Source organism: Agrobacterium sp. 16-2014-1-2a, from assembly GCF_053522705.1.
Genome location: NZ_JBNWBX010000004.1, coordinates 322,510 through 346,058 on the forward strand (window position 1 = coordinate 322,510; position 23,549 = coordinate 346,058).

General features: G+C 53.2%; 13 protein-coding genes, 2 pseudogenes and 1 other annotated feature. Of the genes and pseudogenes, 5 read left to right on the forward strand and 10 right to left on the reverse strand.

Going from position 1 to position 23,549, the window contains the following annotated elements; genetic code table 11:
• Positions 1 to 267 precede the first annotated feature (267 nt).
• The 5 genes from ACQZ45_RS15675 to ACQZ45_RS15695 are packed head-to-tail and all read left to right on the forward strand — an operon-like array spanning position 268 to position 12,815.
• Positions 268 to 7,704: an SDR family NAD(P)-dependent oxidoreductase gene (locus ACQZ45_RS15675; protein ID WP_448742354.1), complete on the forward strand. Its 7,437-nt coding sequence runs from the start codon at positions 268 to 270 to the stop codon at positions 7,702 to 7,704.
• On the forward strand, positions 7,705 to 9,105 hold the full coding sequence (locus ACQZ45_RS15680) for an aminotransferase class I/II-fold pyridoxal phosphate-dependent enzyme (protein ID WP_421414308.1): 1,401 nt from the start codon (positions 7,705 to 7,707) through the stop codon (positions 9,103 to 9,105).
• A 25-nt stretch (positions 9,106 to 9,130) separates the two neighbouring features.
• The gene (locus ACQZ45_RS15685) at positions 9,131 to 9,919 is read left to right on the forward strand and encodes an SDR family oxidoreductase (RefSeq protein WP_174066343.1); all 789 of its coding nucleotides are present in this window, start codon (positions 9,131 to 9,133) and stop codon (positions 9,917 to 9,919) included.
• 2 nt (positions 9,920 to 9,921) lie between these two features.
• A complete protein-coding gene (locus ACQZ45_RS15690) occupies positions 9,922 to 11,529 on the forward strand; it encodes an LTA synthase family protein (protein WP_174066411.1) in 1,608 nt (535 codons plus the stop codon).
• A complete protein-coding gene (locus ACQZ45_RS15695; protein WP_174066345.1) occupies positions 11,526 to 12,815 on the forward strand; it encodes a capsule biosynthesis protein in 1,290 nt (429 codons plus the stop codon). The genes ACQZ45_RS15690 and ACQZ45_RS15695 overlap by 4 nt, the downstream gene beginning before the upstream one ends.
• Before the next feature lie 21 nt (positions 12,816 to 12,836).
• On the opposite strand, the gene ACQZ45_RS15700 is transcribed toward ACQZ45_RS15695, so the two are convergent.
• The 10 genes and pseudogenes from ACQZ45_RS15700 to ACQZ45_RS15745 form a co-directional block, all read right to left on the reverse strand.
• Positions 12,837 to 15,101, reverse strand: coding sequence for a glycosyltransferase (locus ACQZ45_RS15700; RefSeq protein ID WP_174066347.1), 2,265 nt, complete (start codon positions 15,099 to 15,101; stop codon positions 12,837 to 12,839).
• A 5-nt stretch (positions 15,102 to 15,106) separates the two neighbouring features.
• A complete protein-coding gene (locus ACQZ45_RS15705) occupies positions 15,107 to 15,913 on the reverse strand; it encodes an ABC transporter permease (protein ID WP_236759694.1) in 807 nt (268 codons plus the stop codon).
• Positions 15,914 to 17,023 carry a hypothetical protein gene (locus tag ACQZ45_RS15710; RefSeq protein ID WP_174066349.1) on the reverse strand — a complete coding sequence of 370 codons (1,110 nt, stop codon included), beginning with the start codon at positions 17,021 to 17,023 and terminating at the stop codon, positions 15,914 to 15,916.
• 6 nt (positions 17,024 to 17,029) lie between these two features.
• On the reverse strand, positions 17,030 to 18,292 hold the full coding sequence (locus tag ACQZ45_RS15715) for a capsule biosynthesis protein (RefSeq protein WP_174066351.1): 1,263 nt from the start codon (positions 18,290 to 18,292) through the stop codon (positions 17,030 to 17,032).
• Positions 18,293 to 18,328: 36 nt separating this feature from the next.
• Positions 18,329 to 18,982 (reverse strand): ABC transporter ATP-binding protein, encoded by a 654-nt coding sequence (locus ACQZ45_RS15720; protein WP_065660364.1) that lies wholly within the window; start codon positions 18,980 to 18,982, stop codon positions 18,329 to 18,331.
• Positions 18,983 to 18,988: 6 nt separating this feature from the next.
• Positions 18,989 to 20,263: a capsule biosynthesis protein gene (locus tag ACQZ45_RS15725; RefSeq protein ID WP_174066353.1), complete on the reverse strand. Its 1,275-nt coding sequence runs from the start codon at positions 20,261 to 20,263 to the stop codon at positions 18,989 to 18,991.
• The gene (locus ACQZ45_RS15730; protein ID WP_111801878.1) at positions 20,260 to 21,309 is read right to left on the reverse strand and encodes a hypothetical protein; all 1,050 of its coding nucleotides are present in this window, start codon (positions 21,307 to 21,309) and stop codon (positions 20,260 to 20,262) included. Before ACQZ45_RS15730 ends, ACQZ45_RS15725 begins: the two co-directional genes overlap by 4 nt.
• A 46-nt stretch (positions 21,310 to 21,355) precedes the next feature.
• Entirely contained in the window at positions 21,356 to 22,243 is an 888-nt protein-coding gene (locus ACQZ45_RS15735) for a methyltransferase domain-containing protein (RefSeq protein WP_174047785.1), read from the reverse strand.
• A 255-nt stretch (positions 22,244 to 22,498) separates the two neighbouring features.
• Positions 22,499 to 22,864, reverse strand: a pseudogene (locus ACQZ45_RS15740) (integrase core domain-containing protein); the annotation flags it as partial.
• A pseudogene (locus tag ACQZ45_RS15745) lies at positions 22,863 to 23,422 on the reverse strand (IS3 family transposase); the annotation flags it as partial. The pseudogenes ACQZ45_RS15740 and ACQZ45_RS15745, both read right to left, overlap by 2 nt.
• Positions 23,079 to 23,195: a sequence feature (AL1L pseudoknot), on the reverse strand. Its footprint overlaps the pseudogene before it by 117 nt.
• Positions 23,423 to 23,549: the final 127 nt, after the last annotated feature.

Consider the following 23,549-nt stretch of genomic DNA (forward strand, 5'->3'; position numbering starts at 1 on the left):
ATACATAAAACTCAAAGGTGCAAACCCAATAGCAAGAAACTATTAATGATGGCTACCCTGCCAAACCCTTCTCCAAAAAAAACCTTTGCAGCGGGACGAAAATTTGGCATCAGAAAAGCAGCGCATCAGTTGTACTCGTTCGTCAGTGTTTTCGCTGCGAACCAATTGGCCGTTTTCTTGCGGCTACGCAAAGTTGCAAAATTTGAGTTTTTTCGGGGCTAAGCTAGAGACAGATCATGTGCCGGTGATGCCCTAAGTGGATGAATTATGGCAGTCGAAATTCTCGGACGCGCATGCGTTGCTCCCTCCGCAAAAAATGTGCAGGAACTGCTTATTCTCTTAAAACAAGAGAAGTGCGCAGTTACCGCAATACCCGCTGAACGCTGGAATCCGGCGCGTTTCTGGCATCCTGCAAGAAGCGTTCAGGGTAAAGCATACACATTCGCGGCTGGCGTGATTGATGATGTTTTCGAATTTGATGCCGCCTTGTTCGGGCTATCGGCGCGCGAAGCAGCTCAGATGGATCCGCAACAGCGCATTCTTCTCCAAACGGTCTGGCGTGCGCTTGAAGATGCAAGGGTAAATCCTCAACAACTCAAGCGGGAGCGCGTTGGCGTCTATATTGGCGCGTCGTCTTTGGATAGTGGCAACCTCCAGGTTGAGGATCCGGCCTCCGGCGGGCCTCACTTCATGACCGGCAACACACTTTCGATCATTTCAAATCGTATTTCACATATATTCGGTCTCAAAGGACCGAGCATGACGATTGATACGGCATGCTCTTCGTCGCTCGTAGCGCTTCATCATGCCAGGCAGGCTCTCGAGGACGAAGAAATCGATACCGCTATCGTCGGTGGCGTCAATCTTCTTCTGCATCCTTTTCCATTCGTCGGATTCTCGCAGGCCAGAATGCTGTCGCCGGAGGGGCTCTGCCGAGCTTACGCGGAGAATGGGGAAGGATATGTTCGCGCCGAGGGTGCAGGGGCCGTCATATTGAGGCGCGCGGACCGTGTAGCCGGCGAGGGCGCACGCAGCCGCGCGACATTAGTCGCCAGCGGTGTTAACTCGTCCGGCAGGACCAATGGTATTTCGTTGCCATCCAGAGAAGCGCAAGCGCAGCTATTGAGTGCACTCTATAATGACACTGGCCTTGACTGCAACGATCTAGTGTTCGTTGAGGGGCACGGAACTGGGACTAAGGTAGGCGATCCGGCGGAGCTGTGGGCTATCGGAACCGTCATCGCGCAAGGCAGGTCCAAGCCGCTCCCGATCGGGTCGATCAAGTCCAATATTGGACATGCGGAGCCTGCATCAGGAATATTGGGGCTTATCAAAGCGATGCTGGCGTTGGAAAATGACTTCCTGCCCGCCACATTGCACGCTGATGTCCTAAACCAGACGATTGACTTCGATGGTTTGAATATTGAGGTGAACCGTGCCGCACGCCCAATAGAACGGGGCGAAAAGCGCCGACTTGCGGGCATAAACTCGTTCGGGTTCGGTGGCACGAACGTGCACGTGGTGATCTCCGATCCACCGGAACCTATTTCTGTCGATACGGCGCCATTTAACGGCTTGTTTGTTCTGTCCGCACACACGCAGTCGGCGCTTGAGTCGCTGTTGCAGGACTACGGTTCACGGCTGTCTTCGTCTTCGGCCGAACAGGTTGAGCAGCTTGTTTCCTCCAGTAATAACATGGCGCTCAAACACCGTTTCGCAGCCTTTGGCGATAGTGCCAGTGACATAGCGTCAGTTCTATCGGGTTATCTGAGCGACGGGGAAGGTGATCGAGCTCACGTTGGCCAAACGCCGGGCAAGTCAGTCAAGACTGTGTTCGTCTATGCTGGTAACGGATCCCAATGGGCTGGAATGGGACTTGACGCTTACAAGGGCAATCTAGACTTCAGGGCCAAATTTGACGCCTTCAGCGACCTGTTTTTAAAGCAGGCCGGCCTTGACCTTTCAGCACTGCTTGAGGCTGGAGATTTGGAAAGGACCCTGCGCGACACTCGAGTGGCGCAGCCGATACTCTTTGCCCTTCAGGCTGCCTTGACGGACTGCCTTGTAGAAAAGGGTGTCAAACCGGACCTCGTGCTGGGCCATTCCGTAGGGGAGGTGGCAGCTGCCTACTCGGCGGGTATCCTCTCAGCAAAGGACGCCGTTACGATCGTCGCTGTTCGGTCCAGGCATCAGCATTCCCTGGCGGGCCAGGGCGCGATGGCGGCCGCCGTGATGTCGGAGGCGTTTGCCGTCGCCTTTGCCAAAGAGCATGGTCTGGATAACATTGTCGTGGCCGGGATAAATGCCCGCAACTCGGTGACGATTTCCGGTCCGATTGAAGAGATCAAGCAATTCAAGGCTTTGTCTCAAGTGTCGCGTCAGGTCGTGCATGTACTTGATATCGATTACCCTTTCCATCATCCTATCATAGATAGCGAGAAGATGGCGTTTCTGCGGGATATGCCCCCATTAACGCCGAAGTCCGGCCATACACCCTTCATCTCAACAGTGACTGGATCGTTGATCGACGGCGCCCAGCTCGATTCCGAGTACTGGTGGAAGAATGTCCGTGAACCGATTGCCTTCGAGGCGGCGGTCAGTCTTGCCGTTGAGAATGGTGGCAACCTTTTCCTGGAGATATCCCCTCGACCCATTCTGTCGAGCTATGTGACAGAAACTGTAAGGCAGCAATCCGCAGCTGCCGTGGTTTTGCCCACACTCAGCCGCCCTGGGCTCGATGGCGATTCTGACCCCGTCACGTCCATTGTACTTCGCGCAGTGGCACACGGCGTCGACGTACCATCGACTTCGATGAATTACATAGCACCATGCGACCTACCGATCATTCCGTTCGAGAATGTCAGCTATCGACCAAATTCGACCACGGACGGAATCAACTTGTTTGGGCGCGATGGCGCCGATGGCACATACACCCTGCTTGGTTGGCGCACCGATCCCAACTCCTCCGCCTGGAAGAACCATTTGGACGCACAGCTGTTTCCGGATCTTGCCGGGCATGTAGTTGACGGCAAACCCATTCTGCCGGGCAGCGCATTTATAGAAATAGCGCTTCAGGCTGCACGGCAATTTTACGGCGTTTCGGACGTAGAGATCACGAACCTCGAAATTTTCCGCCCGCTGGAGCTGCGGGAAACCAAGCTCATCGAGCTGTCGACCAAACTTTCACCTGAGACCGGTTTTATCGAAATTGCCTCACGTGAGTATCTGAGTGACAATGGGTGGACGATCCATGCCACGGCACGCAGTCGCAAGCCGACTGAAAGTATTGGTAGTGTGAGGCTTCGGCCTTCCAGTACCGCAAAAATCCATCAGATCGGTGGCGCGGAGGCCTATCAGACGGCCCGGAGTTTTGGTCTGGACTATGCCGCCTGTTTCCAACTTCTGAATAAGGCCGAAGTCTACAACGAAAAGCATATCCTGGTAGAGTTGCAGCCTGCTGCCGCTCCTGTCCATCCCTATCTTAGCTATGGTCTCGATCCGGTCTCGACCGATGCTGCGTTCCATGGCCTTGTTGCTCTTTTCGCTTTGTTGACGGGCGAGGCCGACGGTGCCCCCTATATTCCAGTGCGGTTTGGTTCGGTTCGGTTCGCTTCATCAGCGAAGGCTATCGCAAGCGCCGTCATCGAGATTCAACGCTTCAGCCCCCACAGTCTCAAAGCAAGAATCGATCTCATCGCAGCAGACGGAACACTGGTTTCATCTCTTGATGACTGTCGCTTTCGCCGCACTTGGCTGCGACAACATACGACCCTGGAAACGGCCACGTTTCATTATGAGGCGGTGCCGGACGCCGTCGAAGCGACCGTTTCGAGTAAGCCCGCCAAAGTGGATGGACGCGGATACCTGCCAATGGTCGATTCCATCGCTCCCGCTGAAGGCACGATTATTCTCACTGCCGCCGTGCTTCGGGCTTCGTTCGATGTCGCCCGGCTGCTAGCAGATGGCAAGGACGCTGTTACGTTTTCTGCGCTGCCGGGAAATCAGGGTTTTCAATGCTATCTTTCGAGTTGTCTTTATGCGCTCGAGGATGCTGGAATGGTGCAGTCCAATGAGGAGGGGTGGCTGTTGCAGCAGCCCTGCGAACTGCCGTCGGTCGAAGAACTTCTTGGCCAGATCAACATCCGTTTTCCCGACCGTGTTGCCGAGGCTGTGCTCGTCAATAACGCTTATAGAGAAACGCTGGCGCGGCTTTCCGTTCAGTCTTCCTTATCACGGACTGAGGACAGCGTTTCGTTCGTGAGCGAAGCAACAATGGACCATGTTCGCCACCATACCGCCTTCGCGCGCGAGCGCGAGTTACTTGTGTTGGCAGCAGTCGAGAACGCGCTGGGAGATATCCAGCAAGGTGATGGCTTTACGATCATTGAGATCTGCGCGGTATCGCCGGCTTTCAGTCAAAGGTTGGCCGAACTGGCGGCGCTTAAAGGTGCGCAGCTCATCATCGCTGAGCCCTCCGACCATTTGCGTCGGACGCTCGAGATCGCTTTTGAGCGCAATCCGTCGATTTCCTGCCTGGACCTCGATAATCCTGTTTCATTAACTCGGGCTGACCTTGTCGTTAGCGCCAGCGGCGATGTCTATGGAAAGCTGCACCGGGACAAGCGCCTGCAAGCCGTTCAACGTATCGCCGGCTCTGTCGCTGCGACCGTTGCTATCGTTGATCTGGCATCGTCCGGGTTTGCGGATTTTGTTTTCGGCCTTACGGATGGCTGGTTCTCCGGCAGCGCCACGCCCGAGTTTCCGATTGGGAAATTTGCCACCGAGGCACAATGGCGCGCGCTTCTTGCCGAGTGCGGCTTCTCGCAAACACATATCCGGCAACACGAGAGTGCCCACGGTGCGCTTTTGCTCGTAGAGGCTCAGGGGTCGGGCGCTCTAGCGGTTGAATCGGCCAAGACAATGCCGTTTGCGGCCGTAGTGGAAATAGTTGATGGCGAACACGCTTCCTCGACGGTCTTCGAGCCACTGCGTTGTACGACAAGGGGTGCCGAAGCGGAGTTCGCAACTTTCTTCACGGACAAGGAGGGCGCGCTCGCGTTCGTGTTCGATACGAGACGCCAGTGTAAAGGGTCTGACTGTTTGCAGGATGCGATCCAAATCATCAGCGCTTTTGCTGAGGCCGCACGCAAACATATGAGGTCCCAAAATTCGCCTTCTCGGATGAGACTGCTCGTCCTTGCCGAAGGTGGTTCGCCTGCCGGTTCGGCAGAACCTGATCCCACGGCAAGCGGTGTCTGGACCTTCTGTCGCGTCTTGCAGAATGAATATGACGAACTGGAGGTTTTTCTGCTGGACCCGGTGGCCGATGGCGCGATGAGGTTCAACGCAGTCTCTATGATACTGTCTTGTGACGGCCGAGACAGGGAATGGGTACAGGATCGGAGAACCGCGCTGCTCTCCGTCGTGCGGGCTGTACCCGGCCACGCCAGATCTGCGAGTTTGAAGACAAAAAATTTCGAGAGCGCGACGATCCGCCAGCTTTTTGCGGGACGCATCGATTCGATTTCTTGGGAGCAAAACAGGATACCAGCGCCGGCGGCTGGCGAAGTCAGTGTGAGGGTTGCTGCGACGGGGCTGAATTTCCGTGATGTCATGTGGTCCATGGGATTGTTGCCGGAAGAAGCTTTGGAGGACGGTTTTGCCGGCGCCACGATCGGTATGGAAATGTCGGGAACCGTTGTTGCTGTGGGCGAGGGCGTCACAGACTTTGTTCCGGGCGATGAGGTTATGGGCATCGCATCTCAGGCCCTGTCGACGCACATCACGGTAGCTCGAGATGGGCTCACCAAGATACCGGCAGGGATAGATCCGGCGGCGGCCGCCACGGTTCCTGTAGCGTTCCTGACGGCGTATTATGCGATGGTTGAGCTTGGCCGCATCGGCCGGGGTGAGACGATCCTTATCCACGGCGCAGCCGGAGGCGTCGGGCTGGCGGCGCTCCAGATCGCAAAGCTTCGTGGGGCAAAAGTGATTGCAACAGCGGGTACCGTCGAAAAAAGACGTTTCCTGTCGCTGCTTGGTGCCGATCACGTCTTTGATTCCCGCTCTCTTGCATTTGTCGGTGACGTCCTACGCGTTACCGACGACAAGGGCGTCGAACTGGTGCTGAACTCCCTGTTCGCCGAAGCAATGGAGCGCAGTTTCGAGCTCCTGAAGCCTTTCGGTCGTTTCCTGGAACTCGGAAAGAGGGACTATTACTCCGACCGCAAGCTTGCTCTTCGACCCTTCCGCCGCAATATCTCGTATTTTGGGATCGATGCCGACCAGCTTTTGATCAATGCGCCCGAGCTTACGAGACGTATTTTCGGAGAGATCGGGGCACTATTCGCTGAGGGCAAGCTCGTTCCGCTGCCTTACCGGTCCTTCAATTATGACGAAACCGCCCCCGCATTTCGTCTGATGCAGAATGCCGGGCATATTGGCAAAATCATCATTCGTCCACCGCAGCCCAAAAGGGACGCAGTGCAAAAATCAGGAGCGCACCATCTCGAATTGAGCCCGGGTGTGTACCTAGTCGTCGGCGGCATTGGTGGTTTCGGGCTCGCGGCGGCGGACTGGTTAGCGAGTCGCGGCGCGACGCATGTTGCTCTTTGCAGCCGACGTGGTGTTCCTGATGAGGAAACCCTTGCGGCCACTGCTCGGTGGAATGCTGCTGGTATCGCTTCGAGTGTTCATTCATGTGATGTCACTGACGAAGCCTCGCTTGATGCGCTACTTAAGAAATTGCGCGTTTACGGTCCTGTCAAGGGCGTTGTCCATGCCGCCATGGTCCTTGATGATGCGCTGATTTCCAATCTGGATCGTCAACGCAATCAAGCGGTCATCGAGGTGAAGGCGAATGGCGCCGGCAATCTAGATCGCCTGACACGCAAAGACGAACTGGAGTTGTTTTTGCTGTTCTCGTCGGCAACCACGATGATCGGAAATCCGGGCCAAGCCAACTATGTTGCCGCGAACGGATATCTCGAAGGTCTGGTGAGGTCGCGAAGAGCTGTGGGTCTCCCTGGGGTAGCGATTGGCTTCGGCGCGATTGCCGACGCAGGATTTCTTACGCGCAACACCGGTGTGAATGACATTCTAGCGCGGCGTATAGGAAAGACGGCGTTGACGGCAAAGCGTGCACTCAGTTTCGTCGAGCGCGTGCTCCTGAAGGATGGCGGAACGATCGATGAAGCCGTGGTCATGGTTGCCGAGATCGATTGGGCTAGCGCGGCGTCGCTGCCGCTCGCGTCGCAACCACTTTTTTCGGCCATTCCACGCACCGCTATCTCGAATGCGGGCGGAGGAGAAGGGGACAGGATCGACCTCGCTACGCTCGTCGCCGGAAAGACACGTGAGGAGGCGAGCGCCCTTCTTCACGAGTTCCTTGCCGCTGAAATTTCCTCGATCCTCAAGGTTGCGGAAGACAGCATCAAGTCTGACAAGGCTCTCAAGGACATCGGATTGGACAGCTTGATGGCAATGGAACTTGGTGCGAGTTTCCAGCAGAAGAGCGGGATAGATATTCCGTTCTCGGGAATGGGAGAGGGCGCAACGATCGGTGACATCGTGCAGAAGCTTTACGATAAGGTGGTGTCAAGCTCCGCGACTGACAGAGAAGACGGGGGACCGGAGGACGCGTCCTTTTTGGCAGCGTTGGCTGAAAAGCATGGTGCCACAACGCAGGAACGGAAAAGAGTTTAGATGGTGGATGACGAAAACGGCGACGCCGACGGGACGAAAAATGCTGGCGCCAACTATTTGAACTTGCTGCGTGACCGACATGAGGCGGCTGGTCAGAACCGGCTATCGCGGGTCAACAGGCGAATGCCGGAGCGGATAAAAGCTCCTAAGCGTTTTGAGGATCTGGCGGAATACAAGAAGATCCTCGCTCAAAAGGCGATTAGCGGGCTTGCAGGAGTCGATAATCCTTTCTACCGGTCGCATGAGAGGGCAGCTGGCGCCACCACGCGTATTGGCGGCAGGGAAGTCATCAACTTCGCGTCCTATGATTATCTTGCCACAAACAGCCATCCGGCCGTGCATGCTGCTGCCGTCGAGGCTATCGATAAATTCGGTATATCGGCATCTGCAAGTCGACTGGTCGCGGGCGAGCGGCCACAGCATGGACTTCTGGAGCAGAAGCTAGCCTCCATCTATGAAACGGAGGCGTCTGTCTGTTTTGTCAGCGGTTATCTCACTAATTCGACCGTCATCAGCTGCGTAATGGGGCCAAAGGATCTGGTGATCCATGATGAGTTGATCCACAACAGCGTTCTTGCCGGGATAAAGCTATCCGGTGCTACTCGTCGTTTTTTCCGCCATAACGACATTGCCGATCTGGAAAATATTCTGATCGGTATTGAGGGCGAGTTCGAGCGGATTCTCGTGGTTGTCGAGGGCGTGTATTCGATGGACGGGGACGTCACTCCACTTCCGCATTTGATCAGCCTGAGGGGCAAGTTTGGATTCTGGCTCATGGTTGATGAGGCTCATGCGTTGGGAGTTTTGGGCGAGAAGGGAAGAGGAACCTTCGAACATTTCGGAATCGATCCGTCAAATGTTGATATCTGGATGGGCACACTGTCTAAGACAGCCGCCAGTTGCGGCGGCTATGTAGCGGGATGTTCCGCCCTCATCCAGATATTAAAGGCAAATGCAGGCGGCTTTGTTTATAGCGTGGGTCTCCCGCCGGTATTGGCAAGCAGCGCGCTAGCCAGTCTTTCGATCCTTGAAAACGAGCCGGATCGCGTTGCACGGTTACGTGAAAACGGTAGCTTGTTCCTCGATGTTGCACGCCGAGCCGGGCTGGATACAGGCACTAGCGGAGGTCATTCCATCGTTCCTGTCATTGTTGGTGACTCCCTGCGGGCTGTGCAATTATCCAACGAATTATTGAATGCAGGTGTCAATGCCCTGCCGATCATCTATCCTGCAGTGCAGGAGGGCATGGCTCGGATCCGGTTTTTTCTGACTAGCGATCACACCAGAGGCCATATTGAGACAGCCGTGCATCTAACGGCTAATAGTCTGAACGATCTGTTGAAACGCAACGTCGGACTCGGAAGCCTCGATATGCAGCAAGTCGCAAAATTATTCAGCTAGTCAGACCCGAGTTTGGAAACGGCCTATGCCTCACATTATTATCACGGGCGGATCGAGTGGTATCGGCCTGGAGGTCGCCAAAATTTATTTAGGTAGAGGTTACCGGGTTTCTCTGATTGCCCGCAGGCGAGGGATGCTTCTTACCGCTGCCCGTGCGCTCACCGGGGCGGACCTCGGGGCAGGGGGGGGCGTGTTTATCGCCTCGGCGGATGTGAGCGATGAAAGGGAATTGAGAGAGGCGATTATTGCCGCTGAAGCGAATCACGGTCCCTGCGATATACTGGTGGCGTCAGCCGGGCGGGTTGATCCGCAAGAGTTCGATGCTCAATCGGCAGGTATTTTTGAGGCACAATTATCCGTCAATTTTCTTGGATGCGTGAACGCGGTTCGGACGGTCCTTAATGGCATGAAAAAGCGAGCCAGCGGCCACATCATGCTGGTATCGTCCGGTGCTGCCCTCATCGGCATTCCGGGCTACAGCGCCTATTGTGCGTCGAAATCGGCGCTATCTTCATTTGGGGAATCCCTGCGGATTGAGGTCGCGAATGCGGGCGTCACCGTCGGCGTTAGTTTTCCGCCCGATACGCTTACGCCGCAATATGAGCGTGAGATACCTCTGCGCCCGCAAGCTGCCCGGCACCTGATGGGTGCAGTTGCGCCTTGGCCGGCGGATCAGGTAGCAAGAAAGATTGTCATTGGTATAGACAGGGGAACGGCGCAAGTGCACTTTGGGGCCTCCTTGACCCTTTTATGGTGGTTTTCTGCATTCATAAAACCGGTTCTATATCGGCGCTTGCAGCGGATGCAGGCTTGACGATGGAATCACTCCTGTTCGACATTTCTCTTCACGAGGATCAACCCGTTTCTCTTACGGCCGTATCCTTTGTCGTGGCCGCAATGATTGTTTACCTGACCGATCCGTTCGCCATACCGAAACGGGTTAGGCAGGAAAATCGTCTGCAACACAGCCCCCAGCGGATTGTTGTCGAACAACTCGCCAGGCTTCCAATCATATTGTTCGTGTATTCAATTTTCTTCGCCATATCCTGGCGGCCGTTCTACTCGGGACTTGGAACGATCAGCTTTTTCGTGATCTTCACCGGCATATCACGAGCAAAATATATTTTTATCCGCGAGCCACTCGTATTCTCGGATATCGCGCTGGTTGTTGATGTATTCAAGTATAAGAGCATTTTTTACGCGACGAACTTCAATGTGCTGTTCTGGATCATGGCGCTGTCGTATGTCTTTGGCGTTTCCGCGCTGTTTATGATTGCCGAGCCCTCGATTATACCGTCGCATCACACATGGTTGTGGATTCTGGTCGGTGTACTCGTGCCGAGCCTCTGCATTCTCATGCTTTTTGTAAAGCCGATCGGACGTGTCGCGGCATTGGTCGCGCAATGGCTTCTCAGGACACTCAACGTCAAGTCGAACACGACCCGGTTCGGAACCTTCACCTCCGTCAGCTACCATTTCATGATGTGGCTTGGCATGCGGCGAGAGGCGATTATTGAAGAACTCGCCAAGGGCCTTCAAAGCGTTATTCACGATTTTTTAGGAGAGCCCAGCCGTGAATCGCCTCTGGTGATTTTCTGGCAGTCGGAATCCTTCATGGATCTGCGCAACGTCGGATGCGACGACCTAAATCTCCCGACCATCGATGTTTTAAAGGAGCGGGCCGCGCAGTGGGGCCGGCTTATCAGCGTATTTGAAGGTGGTTATACGCTGAGGACCGAGTTTGCTGTTCTGAGTGGTCTCCAGCCGGACGACGTTCACGCCGATGCCAGTTATCCTTATCTTCGCGCGTCGCATTACGCGGATATTGTGTGGCCCAACAAGCTGCGGAAGGTTGGATGGTATACACATTTCATCCATCCGTATGACCGAACCTTCTTTCTTAGGCACAAGGCCATGCCAATTTTCGGTTTTGGCGAAATGACGATGCTCGATGATTTCGATCATGTTCCTGCACGTGATGGCGCCTACGTGTCGGACATGCGCCTGACCGAGAAAGTTCTGGAAATTGCCGAGGGGTTGGAGAAACGGCAGTCAGCCCTTCTTTTCGTAGCTTCCATGGCCAATCACGGCCCTTGGGAGGCGGGTCGCGTCGAAGGCATGAATGATCCGATTGAGATATACAAGGAACTATTGCGCAAAGCGGATGATGCCCTAGCCCGTCTTGTCGCGGAGTTGGATAAGTATGATCGTCCGGTCTGGCTAGCATTTTATGGCGACCATGCACCGCTTTTAAAAGAATACGCCGACCCTTTCCCTGACCCTCGTACAGACTATTTTATCGTGCCGCTCGCTAGAGCAAAAGAGAGCAAGCACGTCGCAACGGCATCTCGGATCGAGGCCCCGTGGACGTTGTTCGAGACGCTCCTTTGGCATGCGCATCTATACAAGGAGCGATTCAAATGACTTCGCAGGGACCTTATCTCTTTCTCCAAGGGCCTGCTTCTCCGCTTTTTTCCATGATCGCCGGGAATCTCACTCGGGCAGGTCATGCGTGCTATCGCATCAATCTCAATTTCGGCGACCAGCTCTTCTGGAGCAGGGGAGAGGCAGTCAATTATCGTGGTCGTCCGCAGAACTGGGGCAACTTCATCCGCAAGTTCCTGAAGGATCAGGATATCAAAACCATCATCTTGTTCGGTGAGGAAAGACCATACCATCAGGAGGCCATTATGGCCGCCAAGGCGCATGGTATAGCAATCGTCGCGATCGAGATGGGCTACCTGCGTCCTGATTGGGTCACAGTGGAGATGAATGGTACATCGTCCAATTCCCATTTTCCAAATGAGCCGGGGGTGATCTTGTCTGCCGCAGCCCTCTTGCCCGAAATTGACCGGACACCTCGTTATCGCCAAACCTTTCTCGCAGAAGCGCTATACGATCTCGCCTACTATCTTCCCTCTGTCTTTTTCCACCCGCTCTATCCTCATTATCAGCGACACTCGTTGTTTCATCCTCTGGTAGAGTATGCAGGCTGGATCCTTCAACTCGCGACAAAACGACACCGAGCATCCAGGGCGCAAGAAATGTTGTTCGCGTTAAATAAAGCGGATCAACCGTGGTTTGTGTATCCGCTTCAACTTGAGACGGATTTCCAGCTTCGTGCGCATTCACCCTATCGCAGTCAAAAGCAAGCTATTGCCGAAGTGCTGACCTCTTTTGCCTCTTTTGCCCCAGGAAATACTCGGCTTGTGATTAAGGTGCACCCGCTTGACAATGGACTGATTTCATGGCGCCGATTTATAGATAAAATGTCGAAGAGGTTGAGCATTGGCGATCGGGTCTATTACTTTGGTGCAGGTGACCTTGCCGCGTTGATTTCTGGGTGCTCTGGAATTGTCACTGTCAACTCTACCGCAGCCCTTCATGGGATTTCTGATGGAATTCCGGCCAAAGTGCTTGGAACGGCGATTTACGACGTCGCCGGTATGACGGATCAAAAGAAGCTGGACCAATTTTGGGAAGACCCTCAAAAACCAAATAAGGAATTGGCGGCAGCGTTCTATCGTTTGTTGGCAGCTTCAATCCAGGTTCGAGGCAATCTCTCTTCAAAAGCAGGTTCTTCGGCGGCAGCTGAAGGCATCGCAGTGCGAATACTCGATGGAACCGTAAACTCTCCGGGCGGGGACAGCGGTCATGCCCCCCGGAAAAAGCCTGAGAAACATTCACCCCGATTGTACCTCGAAGCCTGAGGTGGGAGCAGGTGGAGGTTATCAATCTCTCTCTGTCGGCCTGTCTCGCGTTGTTGCAGAACTAATCTGGTTACGATCGCGCGTGGGCTGGATCCTCAGACCTGCGCGGGCAGGCGCAAGGTGAACGGGCAACTCCAAACCTGGCGTCGAATGCCTCTTTTCGTAGCCTGGATTGATCGAAGGATCTTCAAATGTATCAGTGCCGTGCAATAGGCGCAGGTTTTCTTTTTCCTGTTCGAAACGGCGTTTCTTGTCTCCAACGAGATCTGACCCACGAGAGGCTGACTCATGATGGTACATGCACGCAAACGGCGTCCATACAATCCTGAAGCCCGCCTTATGGGCCCTGATGCAATAGTCAACATCGTTATATGCGACGGCGAAATTCTCTTCGTCCCAAGAACCAACTATCTCCTTACAATCCCCGGATATCAACATTGCAGCGCCAGTCACACACGTTACCGAGTTTCGCAAATGCAGTCGATTCATTGGCCCTCCGAAATTGGCTGGCTTGTTGAGATACCAGTGCCCAGCTAATCCGCCAAAACCAACAATCACACCAGCATGTTGAATTTTCTTATTAGGATATAGAAGCTTGGCGCCGACAATCCCCGTGGCGTCAAATTTCAGGCACGAGACCATTTCTTTCAGCCAACCTGCATCGATAACTTCAATATCGTTATTGAGTATCAGGAAGTGTTCGCCGGAGGCCTTTTCCATCCCGCGATTTATCGCCCGGGCGAAATTAAAAGCCTCTTCGGCTATGGTGACTGAGAAGTTCTTTTTTGATTCCGTGTAGCTTCGATATAGTTCCAGAACGCGTCGATCAGTGGTTCCATTGTCAATGACAATGACCTCTAGGTTTTGGTAATCTGTGTCCTCAAACAGTCCTTTGAGGACAGTGCTTATGAGGTCGAAACTATCTCTACTAGGGATGATGATCGAAATTTTTGGCCAGTCGAGTCCTTTGGGAAGAGAAAACTCCACGCGGTGGAGGGTTTCGGTTAGGGCCGGCACCACTTTGATCACCTGGCCTTCGCGCTGAAATCTCTCTGAAAGTGCAAGACGCGCGGCTTCAGTCGCTTTATCCATAAAACGGCGGGAGTAGGTCTGGCCGGTCCGGCGCCACCAATAGGCAGGATAGGGGATATGGATAACATGCTGCTCTGGAATCCCCTCAAGATAACGCAACAGAAGATCATAATCCTGCGACCCATCGAAAGCCGTTCTGAGATATCCAATCCTACGTAAACGATCATGACGATAAACCGAGAAATGGTTGATGTAATTCACGCCCGTCAGCAGGACCGGGTCGAAGGCAGGCTTCAGCATTAATCCATCAGGAACAAGGCGATCATTGACGACAACCTCATCCGTATAGAGGAATTGGCATTGAGGGTTTGCAACGATCGTCGCAGCAATCATCTTCAACGCATGCGGAGCGATAAGGTCATCATGGTCGAGCAACGTCACCCACGTACCTGAAGCCAGAGCGAGGCCCTCGTTCGTCGCGTTGGCGATACCTCTATTCACGCCACTACGAGCAATCTTGATGGTATTACGCTTGGCCAATACCTCATAAAAGCGCAACGTCTCTTCTGAGGTCGAGGCGTCGTCACTGAGAATCAGTTCGACGCCCTCTGTGTGCTGCCTCTCGAATGACTTCACGAGATCGTCGAGGTAGCGCTTCGGGGCATTATAAACCGGGACTACAATACTGAGCCATACATTGTCATTTGGCTCAGGGCGAGCAACGTGTAGTTTTTGCGCCAGTCCATACTGTGTATCGATAAATTCTAGGACCTGTGATCTAGCATGTCGGAGGCGAGGCGATGGCAGCTTGAGCCGAAACCGCGGCAGTCGGCCGATATCCCAGCGTTTCGCGCTCTGCATATCGGCTTCCATTCTGAGCTTGATCACATGTTCTGCGCTATCCCAGTTTGGAAAGGCCTCTATCTGGAAGGAGAACTCCCCAGGTTGAGCCGATGGATCTATCCGCAGGGACTTCACTAAACCCAAACGTCCAACATCTGCGGTTACAATGAAACTATGGCCGGGTTCGTGCTGCACTGTATCGCGCTCTCGGTAACCGTGCCCCCTGTTCAGGTAGACTTTTGGCTCGATCATCTCTCCATCCGTTGTACGGAGAAACGCGACCAGTATTGGCTTTCGAAGGGTGTTGAAGCGGATATCAAAAAATGGGTCGTCGCCGGTGCTTTCCCACCGGTTGGGATCGAGAAGATTGATTGAAATAAGATCTCTGCTGGAGCGAATTCGCAATGTCATATCTATTATCCTTCCAGCATTTTCATTCTCAGCACCCTTTCCAAAAAGAGGCCGGAACACAAAGATATTGCACCAAAACCAATGATATAGCTCCTGTCTAGCCATTTGTCGCTGTACCCTGGGTAATAGGCAAGACGCATCCATTCCACTGCATGGAAGGCCGGGTTCCAGGACAGAATGTAAGCAATGCGCTCGGGAAGAGCAGCAGAAACAAAAAGGGTGCCAGATGAGATGTAGACAACGATCATAGTCAGCGCATAGATCGTTACGAAAAAGGGCGCGAACATTGCGATTACACCGGCAAGGAAACCGACACCGACTGCTAGCAGAATAATTGCAAGATAGGCATATACCGCCTCGAAAGGATCTGCCGGAAAGGGATTGTCGCCAAGTGCGAGCAAAATCATAAACATAAAAAATAAGGTCAGAGCTGCGGCCACGACTTCCAGAAAAGCGCGTGCCATCATAATGTCGACTACCGTAACAACGGGAAACGACAGCATAGTGCGGTTCATGATCAGCGACAGCGACATGAATCGCGAAACGTACATGAACGCCAGCGTCGGGATTAATCCTGTCGCAAAAAATACGTTCAGGCTGTCACCATACGGCGCTTTACGGCCCATTACCGTGTAGATAGTTAGCAGAATAAGCATATGAGCGAGAGGCCACAGGGAGACGAGCAAAAACCCTAGCCCGTGATTGAAAAAGCGGCTGCGCATATCCCGCAGGATGACAGCTGTCATCACATTTTTTTTCTCGGAAAGTGCATTGAGGATGCTCGTTCGCTCAATAGTATTATGCCCTGTCATTCAGGTGTCCTGGGATCTCTGCTCATTCCGGTGGAACGGGAGCTGGCTTTGAGTTTTCGCGAGATGGGCCATAATCGAAGCTTCGGTGGCATTTCTGGCCTTGCGTCGCAGCTCGCTGTTCCTCGCAAGGTTGAGAATTGTTTCTAGCCAAATTCTTGGGTTGTTCTCAATCAATATCTCGCCAGCGGATTCGGCCTCACCGTAGACTTGTCCATTAGAAAAAATTGCCGCGGCGCCCATGCGAGCGCAATCGAAACGTTTCGTGCCGGATCTGACATTGTTCATTCTGCTCTGTAAGAGAGGAACCAGCAGAATATCAATATGCTGTTGTTTCGTCTCAGACAGGTACTGGTTCCAACTCCTGTGAGATTTTACGGTCAAGCGCCGTGGGGGAAGTCTTGCACTGATCCATAATCGTTCCAGCCGATGCGATGACGCCGTTACCTCGAATGACAGGTTAGGACACAGCGCCAGAGCATCTCGCACAATTGGGACCAGAAATTCATGTTCCAGATCGTGGTTGCCCGTTGAATGAAACGCCATTTTCACCTCTTTCCCATCGTCTCCGGGTGGCGAAGGTGTGTAGGTGTCAGCGGGTGGGAAGGGTGGAAGAACAACGGGTTGACGCGCGTCGTCCCTCTTCAATCTGTCAGCGAGGCGGGGAGTCGAGACCCATATATCAGACAGGATATTGTTTAGGACAGGGATGGGCACAAGCCCGATCGCAGCCAAGTACGCCTTGTACCCGAGCGTTCCTTCCTTGTCGACGACAGTTGCGGCAATATCGTCATCGATCATGAGACTGGTCCCTGCGAAACTTTTTCGATGCCTGTACATCCAAAGTAACTGTCGAGGTCTGATATATCGACAAACGATCACAAAAAGGCCGTCAGGATCGACGTCACCCAGGAATTCGTCGAGATTGCGTATTTCTGCGGGAATGGGCGTTCGTTTGAGCCTCTCTTCAAGATAGTAACTGAAGGTAGGGTTTGGCCCATTGCGAAGCACCAGCAGGCGCCGGATTGATATTTGATTGTTGATCGGGCCCACTCTTGCCGTCGGTTTCGGCAATGCAGCATAAAGGCGTTGTCGGATTGAGCTGTCAGCCATAGGACTTCATTGCATCAGACGGCTGCGGGCAAAGTAAAGCAAACTGGTCGCTGTAGCCCAGGTGATCAAGCTAGCAATGACGGTCAGGCTTATCCAGAGAAGACGCTTAGGATAGTTCGCTTCATCCGGAACACGCGGTGCGAGAAAACTGTCAAGATAGAGAAGCTGTTGCTTGCTGATAAAACGGACCTGCTCAAGTGTCCTGACACTCGACGAGAACTGTTGTTCGGCAAGGTTTTGGGCCAACTCAAGCTGTGAAAGGTCCTGTGATACGTCTGCTAGACTACGCTCACTCCCGATGCCGGCGAGTTGCGCATTGAGATCGGAGAGCTGCTGTTCCTTGCTGCTGATTTCGCGTTTCAGCACGCGCATTTGCGGCGAGTCAGCTGAGACAACCGCAATCCGCGAATTGTATTGCTGTTGAAGATTCAGCCGTTCATTCTCGATCGTACCAATCAAAGTCGAAATAATCTGGGAGCTATTACTGACGCTCAAAACGCCTTCTCTATTGCGGGTCGAGGCGACTGTTTCGCGAGCCTTTTGAAGCTGTTGCTTTGCGTTTTCGAGGCTTGTCTCGGCGGTTGCAATGACATCTTTCCAGATGCGATCGTTGACTTGGTTCACAATGACTTCGGACGCTTTAACGATCTCGCTTACTAGAACAGCAGCGTCCCGGGCAGCAAATGCCCTGGCCTTTACCGTGACAATCCCGCTTGATGCATTGACGGTCGCTGTGACCATATGCGCCCAGTAATCCCTCGTCTCCTCAGCAGTTGCATCACCGGGGAGGCGAGCCCACCAGTCAATGTCGGCACTACCAAAAAGCTTCTGCAGGTCAATGTTGCGATCACGCAACATATCGATCATTTCGTGGCTGTTGATGAAGTTAGTTACAATTTGAGTGTCCTGGACGATTTTTGCAGAAGGAACACCGGTTACTCGCGCAATTTGGTCTCTGCCGAGGGCCGGTGTCGAGGAACGGACAGTAAAACGAGTTTCCGATTCATATTGATCGGAAGCAAAGATGCCATAATAAAGCAATGCGGTTACGTTCGGAATGGCAAAAAGAAGGACGGCAAATAAGAGCACGGTCGCTGTGAAAAGTCGGTCACTCAGCCTAGGCCGAAGGCCGACTGCCTTAAAAAGGCTGCTTCTTGAAGAGGTTGAAAAGCGGAGTTTACGCGCTGACGAAGTCAGACGCTGGGAAATAACTCTACTGGCCTCAAGCCCGCTCACCGGTCCATTGCTGCTTTCATTCTGCGGCGCCAAATAAGCCTCCATAATGTATCGCGTCGCGATAGATAGCTATCTGTTGAGGCGGTAATAGGCTTCGATTCCAAGCTCAACGTCATCGTAATACATCATTCGGCCATCCACGAGCAAAAAAGCTTTTTCGCAATAAGCCTTTATTGTCTCCATACCGTGAGAAATCATGATGATGTCAGAATTCCTACGCCTGCTGTCAAATGCCTCCTTGCAACGTTTTTGGAAGCGTGCGTCGCCAACGGCCGTGACTTCGTCGACAAGATAACATTCGAACTCGATGGCCATGGAAAGACCAAAGGCAAGACGAGCACCCATGCCAGATGAATAGGTCCGAACAGGCGCGTTGATATAGTCACCCAGTTCTGCAAATTCTTCTACGAACCTTGAGACGCGTTCGGGATTTTCACCATATGCCCTGGCGACGAAATTGAGGTTCTCTTTGCCGGTCATTGCAGAGTTGAAACCGCCGGCAAAGCCGAGCGGCCAGGAGACGCGAACGTTTTTGCTGATACGACCAGAGTTCGGCAGTATTGTTCCTGCTATCATGCGCATGGTTGTTGATTTGCCAGCACCATTGACGCCGAGGATTCCATAGGAATAACCGCGTTCGAATTCGAGGCTCACCCGATCGAGAATTACTTTCTTGTGGCTTTGGGTTTTGAAGTGTTTCGAAACATTCTGAAAACGGATCATTTTGTTCTAGAGCCTGTGATCTTCAACCGACGCCCAGGCAAGCGCGAGAATGGTCCAGGCTGTGAGCAATCCAAGCATAATCAGAACAGGCGAAAGGAAGCGACGGGGATAGAGCGCCTCTTCTGGCAAGGCCGGATTGACGAACACCGTGAGATAAAGTGCCTTCCGAAGAGCCGCGGCAAATGCCTGATCATAGTTTCGTCTCGCGGCTTCATAGAGCTTCTCCGCCACCACGCGATCTGTCTCAACTACCGAAAAATTCGATATGACATTGGCGAGCGAAGCGTCGGCCCCGCCCGTAATCTGTGCACGGATACCATCGATCTGCTGATTGATGCTTTCAAGGCCAAGGCTCAGTTGTCGATAGCGCGGAGAATCCGTATTTTTAGCTTGGCGCAGCACAAAAATTTGGCTTTCCATTTCGAGCTTTCTGCCTAACAGCCCAGTGAGCAAAGTACCTTTCTGTTGAGCCTGTTCGGTCGGATTCAGAAGACCGCTACCTTGTTGGAACCGGTTCAGGTTACCAAGTGCCGCTTGGTACAAGCGATCCGTTCGTTCTACTTCGTCGCGAAAACTCGACATCATATCTTCGCGCGCGCGAACCGTCAGTTCATTGACGAGCTTTTCGCTTTCTTCGAGGATAGCTTTGGCAAGGTTCACAGAATCCTCGGGTGTAAAGGTCTGAACCTTTAAGATGATAATTCCGGAGGGTCCGTCGATGTAGGCTACTACGTGTTTCATCCAATATTTCAGGAAGTCTTCATGAGAGCCACGCTTGTCGAACCGCGCCAAAAAATCCGCGTCATCTCGCTGAAAAATAGCCCGATAGTCAATTTTGCCGTCCAGACGTCGTAAAATTTCAGCCGAGTGGATAAAACTCGTCACAACATACGCGTCCTGGGAGGACGACTGCATGCTCATGATCCCGGTATCGACCCGTTCACTTGAACCATCATCTGCCAAGGATCGCACGGCAAAGCGCGCCTCCGATGTATATTGATCGGACGCAATCAAGATGAAATATATCAGCGATGCCAAGAACGGAATTAGAACAAGCAGCACAAATGTAATAAGACCCCATGGCGTCTTGCCGCCATGTTGGAGCTCGGGTTCGTTTGCGGTCTCGATCTCGATCTGGGGCGGAGCCTTCGTGAGTAGACGCCTTCTTCCCGACTCATAGAGACGAAGCCACCCCGTCGTTTTTGGTGTCTCTTGAAGCTCGAGCGGAATTTGATCGGTTTCCGCTTTGGTTTTCGCGGACTTCGTAATCGTATCGGTCATCCCTGCACCTTAACATCGGGCGCAACAGCTTGGCGCACATAGTGGTCGAAGATGAGATCTTCTTCCAGCATCGTCTCAGCAACAGGTATTTGGCGTAACCTCAAGGCCAAATCTTTGAGGATAGAGTGCTTGCTGACCACAGGGACGTCAATGGGAGGTACAGAAAGAAGCTCTCCCACGCCTTGTTGGAAATGAACGCTGTTGTCTCCATGACCAACAACGGTAAAGCGGGCAAGTGCGCCGATCGCTGGCGCAATATCTTTACGTGTTATTCTTTGCTCGGGATATGTACAGACGAATTGCTGTGTGATGGGTGAAATCAGCACCCGTCGGACCTTATCCGGTGCCTTCTGTAGCGCACGTTTCAATGCCCGGTCATCCGCTAAGTTAATTTCAGAAAAGTATTCAGCAGCCGGGGATAAGATCAGTCGATCACGATCTCCAAGGAAATTTGGCATGCTTCTGGTGAGGCGATTGAGGGTAAAGAGGCGGCAAGCCATCTCGTAGTACGGGTCGGGAATATCGGCGATAGCCTGGAATCCCCTGTCAAGGAAGTCTTCGTAGTTGCGCAGCAGAATCCTGCCGCTGATATAGACCGACGACCCTGCATTGAGGTGAAATGCCTGCATTGTCGTTTCGTGACCAAAACGTTCTACGCCTGAAATAGCGTACTGAAAACTTTCTTCACAAAAAGCGTCGAACTTCATCATCGGCAAAATGCTAAGCTCAAGACGCAAAATCTTGTGTTGAACCGGATTATCGATCGGCGAACGACGATAGATCAGGAGGCCCGTTTTTGAATCTCGAATAGATAGTCTCCGCTGCTTGGCGAGATCCAAAATTCGGGTTGCATCAATCCGGAACCCAACCATCCCGGTCGCATGGCGACCTGATTGCACGACAGCTGGTTTCGGTTGGTCACACGCAATTGCCACGTCTCTGCCATCGTCCATAGTGACGAAGATCGTAGCTTCTTCAGAAAAGCCGTCGGGGATCAAGTACCCCTCTATGACGCTCCCATGATCATATTCGACGTTGAACAGCAATCGTCCGAGTCCGCTCTTACACCTAAAGTCACCACCCTAGACTTAACTATCGTCTGGCGAATACCGAAAAGCATGGGCCACCAGGATGATTGTTGTCTATGGCCTGAATTTCAATTTTCGAATACCCCAAACGCTCGAGCAGCGATATTATTTCACTTCTTTCTAGCCAAAAATGGCGATCCTTCATGCCCCCGCAGAATGAGGCGTTCTGGTCCGCGTTCTGATAGCTCCTTTCGTGGTAGTGGAGTTCCATACCAGCCACCGAGCGGAGTTCGATCTTACCGCTGAATGGACGCCTACGGACATCCGAAGGTGGCATAGCACTTTCATCGAAGAAATGAGTCCATATGAACAATGCATTGGCACGTTTGGAAAGTAGATGAAGAAACTCTCCCGGATCTGGCATGTGATAAAGGACGCCGGAGGCAAGAGCAAAATCGTATGTCTTTTGAGTGCTCTGGAGCCATTTCTGGATATCGCCCAGATAAAACGAAGCCTTATCAAGCTTCAGGATTTCCTTAGTTACAAGACACCGCAAAAAACATGATTGATTGGCTTCTATAGCGTCGATGTTGGCTGGCCGTTGTTTGTTGAGAATGAACGTGTGCATTGCTTCGAGAGGGCCGACCTCGAGGACCTCGGCCCCTTCGAGCGATCCATAGGCATTTAGCGCGGACAATATCCGTCCATCCTGAAATAGCGGAACATTTCCTGCCTGCAGCCCCGGAACCGGAAAGGAGGAGCTCCAGCCCGGTATCGCATCAATAGCATTTTGGTGACTAGGTTGCCGCATCTCAAATTGCGCGAAGACCCCGGCGTTTACTTTGTCTTCGTTGGCTGAACCAGCGTTGTGGGTTGCAGTGTTCGAGACCCAAGATGAAAGTCGGCTAAGAAGCGATAGAAAACTCGCCGACATATTAGGAAAGACTTTCATCAAATTCCTGTCTGTTTGGAAACTAAGCATTGTTCGGTCGTGGCGGGATGCCGCAAATAGAGAAGTCACATCCATCAACGCAACTGGGGATATCATCCAACAGCGCTGTCAATCAATCATCTTCTGGCAGAATTGGGCTTCGTTGCTCCAGAATGATCTGCCACTGAAATTTCATCCGGCAGCGATTAGAGCCTCGGCGTTTTTGAACCGCCCCAGGTTTCTGGACCAACTGAGGCTAGAGTTTTCCGGCTTCATTCAGGGAGGCGGGCTGGTTGAGCCTCCTGATTTCATCAGCGAGATCGGCACCTTATTGCCGATCGCACCATGCGGCCGAAACTCATTATAGTCTATACGCCAATCCTCCATCTTTTCGCGGGCATCCGCAAGGGTCAGGAACCAGTGCTGATTCAGACATTCGGCGCGGAAGCGGCCATTGAACGCTTCAATGAACGCATTGTCGGTCGGCTTGCCCGGTCGTGAGAAGTCCAAGGTGACGCCTTTGGCGTAGGCCCAAAGGTCAAGATCGCGAGACACGAACTCAGTCCCCTGATCGACACGGATCGTCTTCGGGTAGCCAACTTTCCGGCATACCCGTTCCAAGGTTTGCACGACATCTTCACCTCATGACGCCCTGCAGTCCCATCCCCCTCATAAGCCGAGCGACGGTGCAGCGGTCGATGTCGTAACCCTCTCTTAGCAACTGCCGCCAAACCTTGCGCACGCCATAGACCTGGAAGTTTTCATTGAACACCCGGCGTATCTAGACCTTCATGGCACTGTCGCGTCGGGCGCGGGCCGACAGGCGGTCGACGTCCGTACGCTGATAATAGGTGGACGGGGCAATCGGCAGCAATCTGCAGATCGGCTCGACCCCAAGCACCGAGCGGTGTGCATCGATGAAGAAAATCATCGCTTCAGTGGGCGGTCGAGCTCCGCCATCGCAAAATACGCAGAGGCTTTCCGCAAAATCTCGTTGGCCTGACGAACCTCGCGGTTCTCCCGTTCCAGAGCCTTCATCTTCTCGGCGACGTCACTCGGTAGGCCAGCTCACTTGCCGCTATCCACCTCGGCCTTCTTCACCCACTCATTGAGCGTATCCGCCGAGCAGCCGATCTTGGCCGCTATGGAAGATACTGCTGCCCACCGCGACGGATGTTCGGCTTCATGCTCCATCACCATTCGAACGGCGCGAGCGCGGACTTCAGGGGAGAACTCGTTCGTCGTCTTGCTTGTCATAGACCCTGCTTCTCACGAGTTGGGGTCTCCGGCAAAGCCGGGGCGGTTCAGGTCAGGTCCTATCAACATA

Coding starts and splice junctions, on each gene's coding strand:
- ACQZ45_RS15675 (WP_448742354.1), top strand. CDS start 268: ATGGCAGTCGAAATTCTCGGACGCGCATGCGTTGCTCCCTCCGCAAAA.
- ACQZ45_RS15680 (WP_421414308.1), top strand. CDS start 7,705: ATGGTGGATGACGAAAACGGCGACGCCGACGGGACGAAAAATGCTGGC.
- ACQZ45_RS15685 (WP_174066343.1), top strand. CDS start 9,131: ATGCCTCACATTATTATCACGGGCGGATCGAGTGGTATCGGCCTGGAG.
- ACQZ45_RS15690 (WP_174066411.1), top strand. CDS start 9,922: ATGGAATCACTCCTGTTCGACATTTCTCTTCACGAGGATCAACCCGTT.
- ACQZ45_RS15695 (WP_174066345.1), top strand. CDS start 11,526: ATGACTTCGCAGGGACCTTATCTCTTTCTCCAAGGGCCTGCTTCTCCG.
- ACQZ45_RS15700 (WP_174066347.1), bottom strand. CDS start 15,101: ATGACATTGCGAATTCGCTCCAGCAGAGATCTTATTTCAATCAATCTT.
- ACQZ45_RS15705 (WP_236759694.1), bottom strand. CDS start 15,913: ATGACAGGGCATAATACTATTGAGCGAACGAGCATCCTCAATGCACTT.
- ACQZ45_RS15710 (WP_174066349.1), bottom strand. CDS start 17,023: ATGGCTGACAGCTCAATCCGACAACGCCTTTATGCTGCATTGCCGAAA.
- ACQZ45_RS15720 (WP_065660364.1), bottom strand. CDS start 18,982: ATGATCCGTTTTCAGAATGTTTCGAAACACTTCAAAACCCAAAGCCAC.
- ACQZ45_RS15725 (WP_174066353.1), bottom strand. CDS start 20,263: ATGACCGATACGATTACGAAGTCCGCGAAAACCAAAGCGGAAACCGAT.
- ACQZ45_RS15735 (WP_174047785.1), bottom strand. CDS start 22,243: ATGAAAGTCTTTCCTAATATGTCGGCGAGTTTTCTATCGCTTCTTAGC.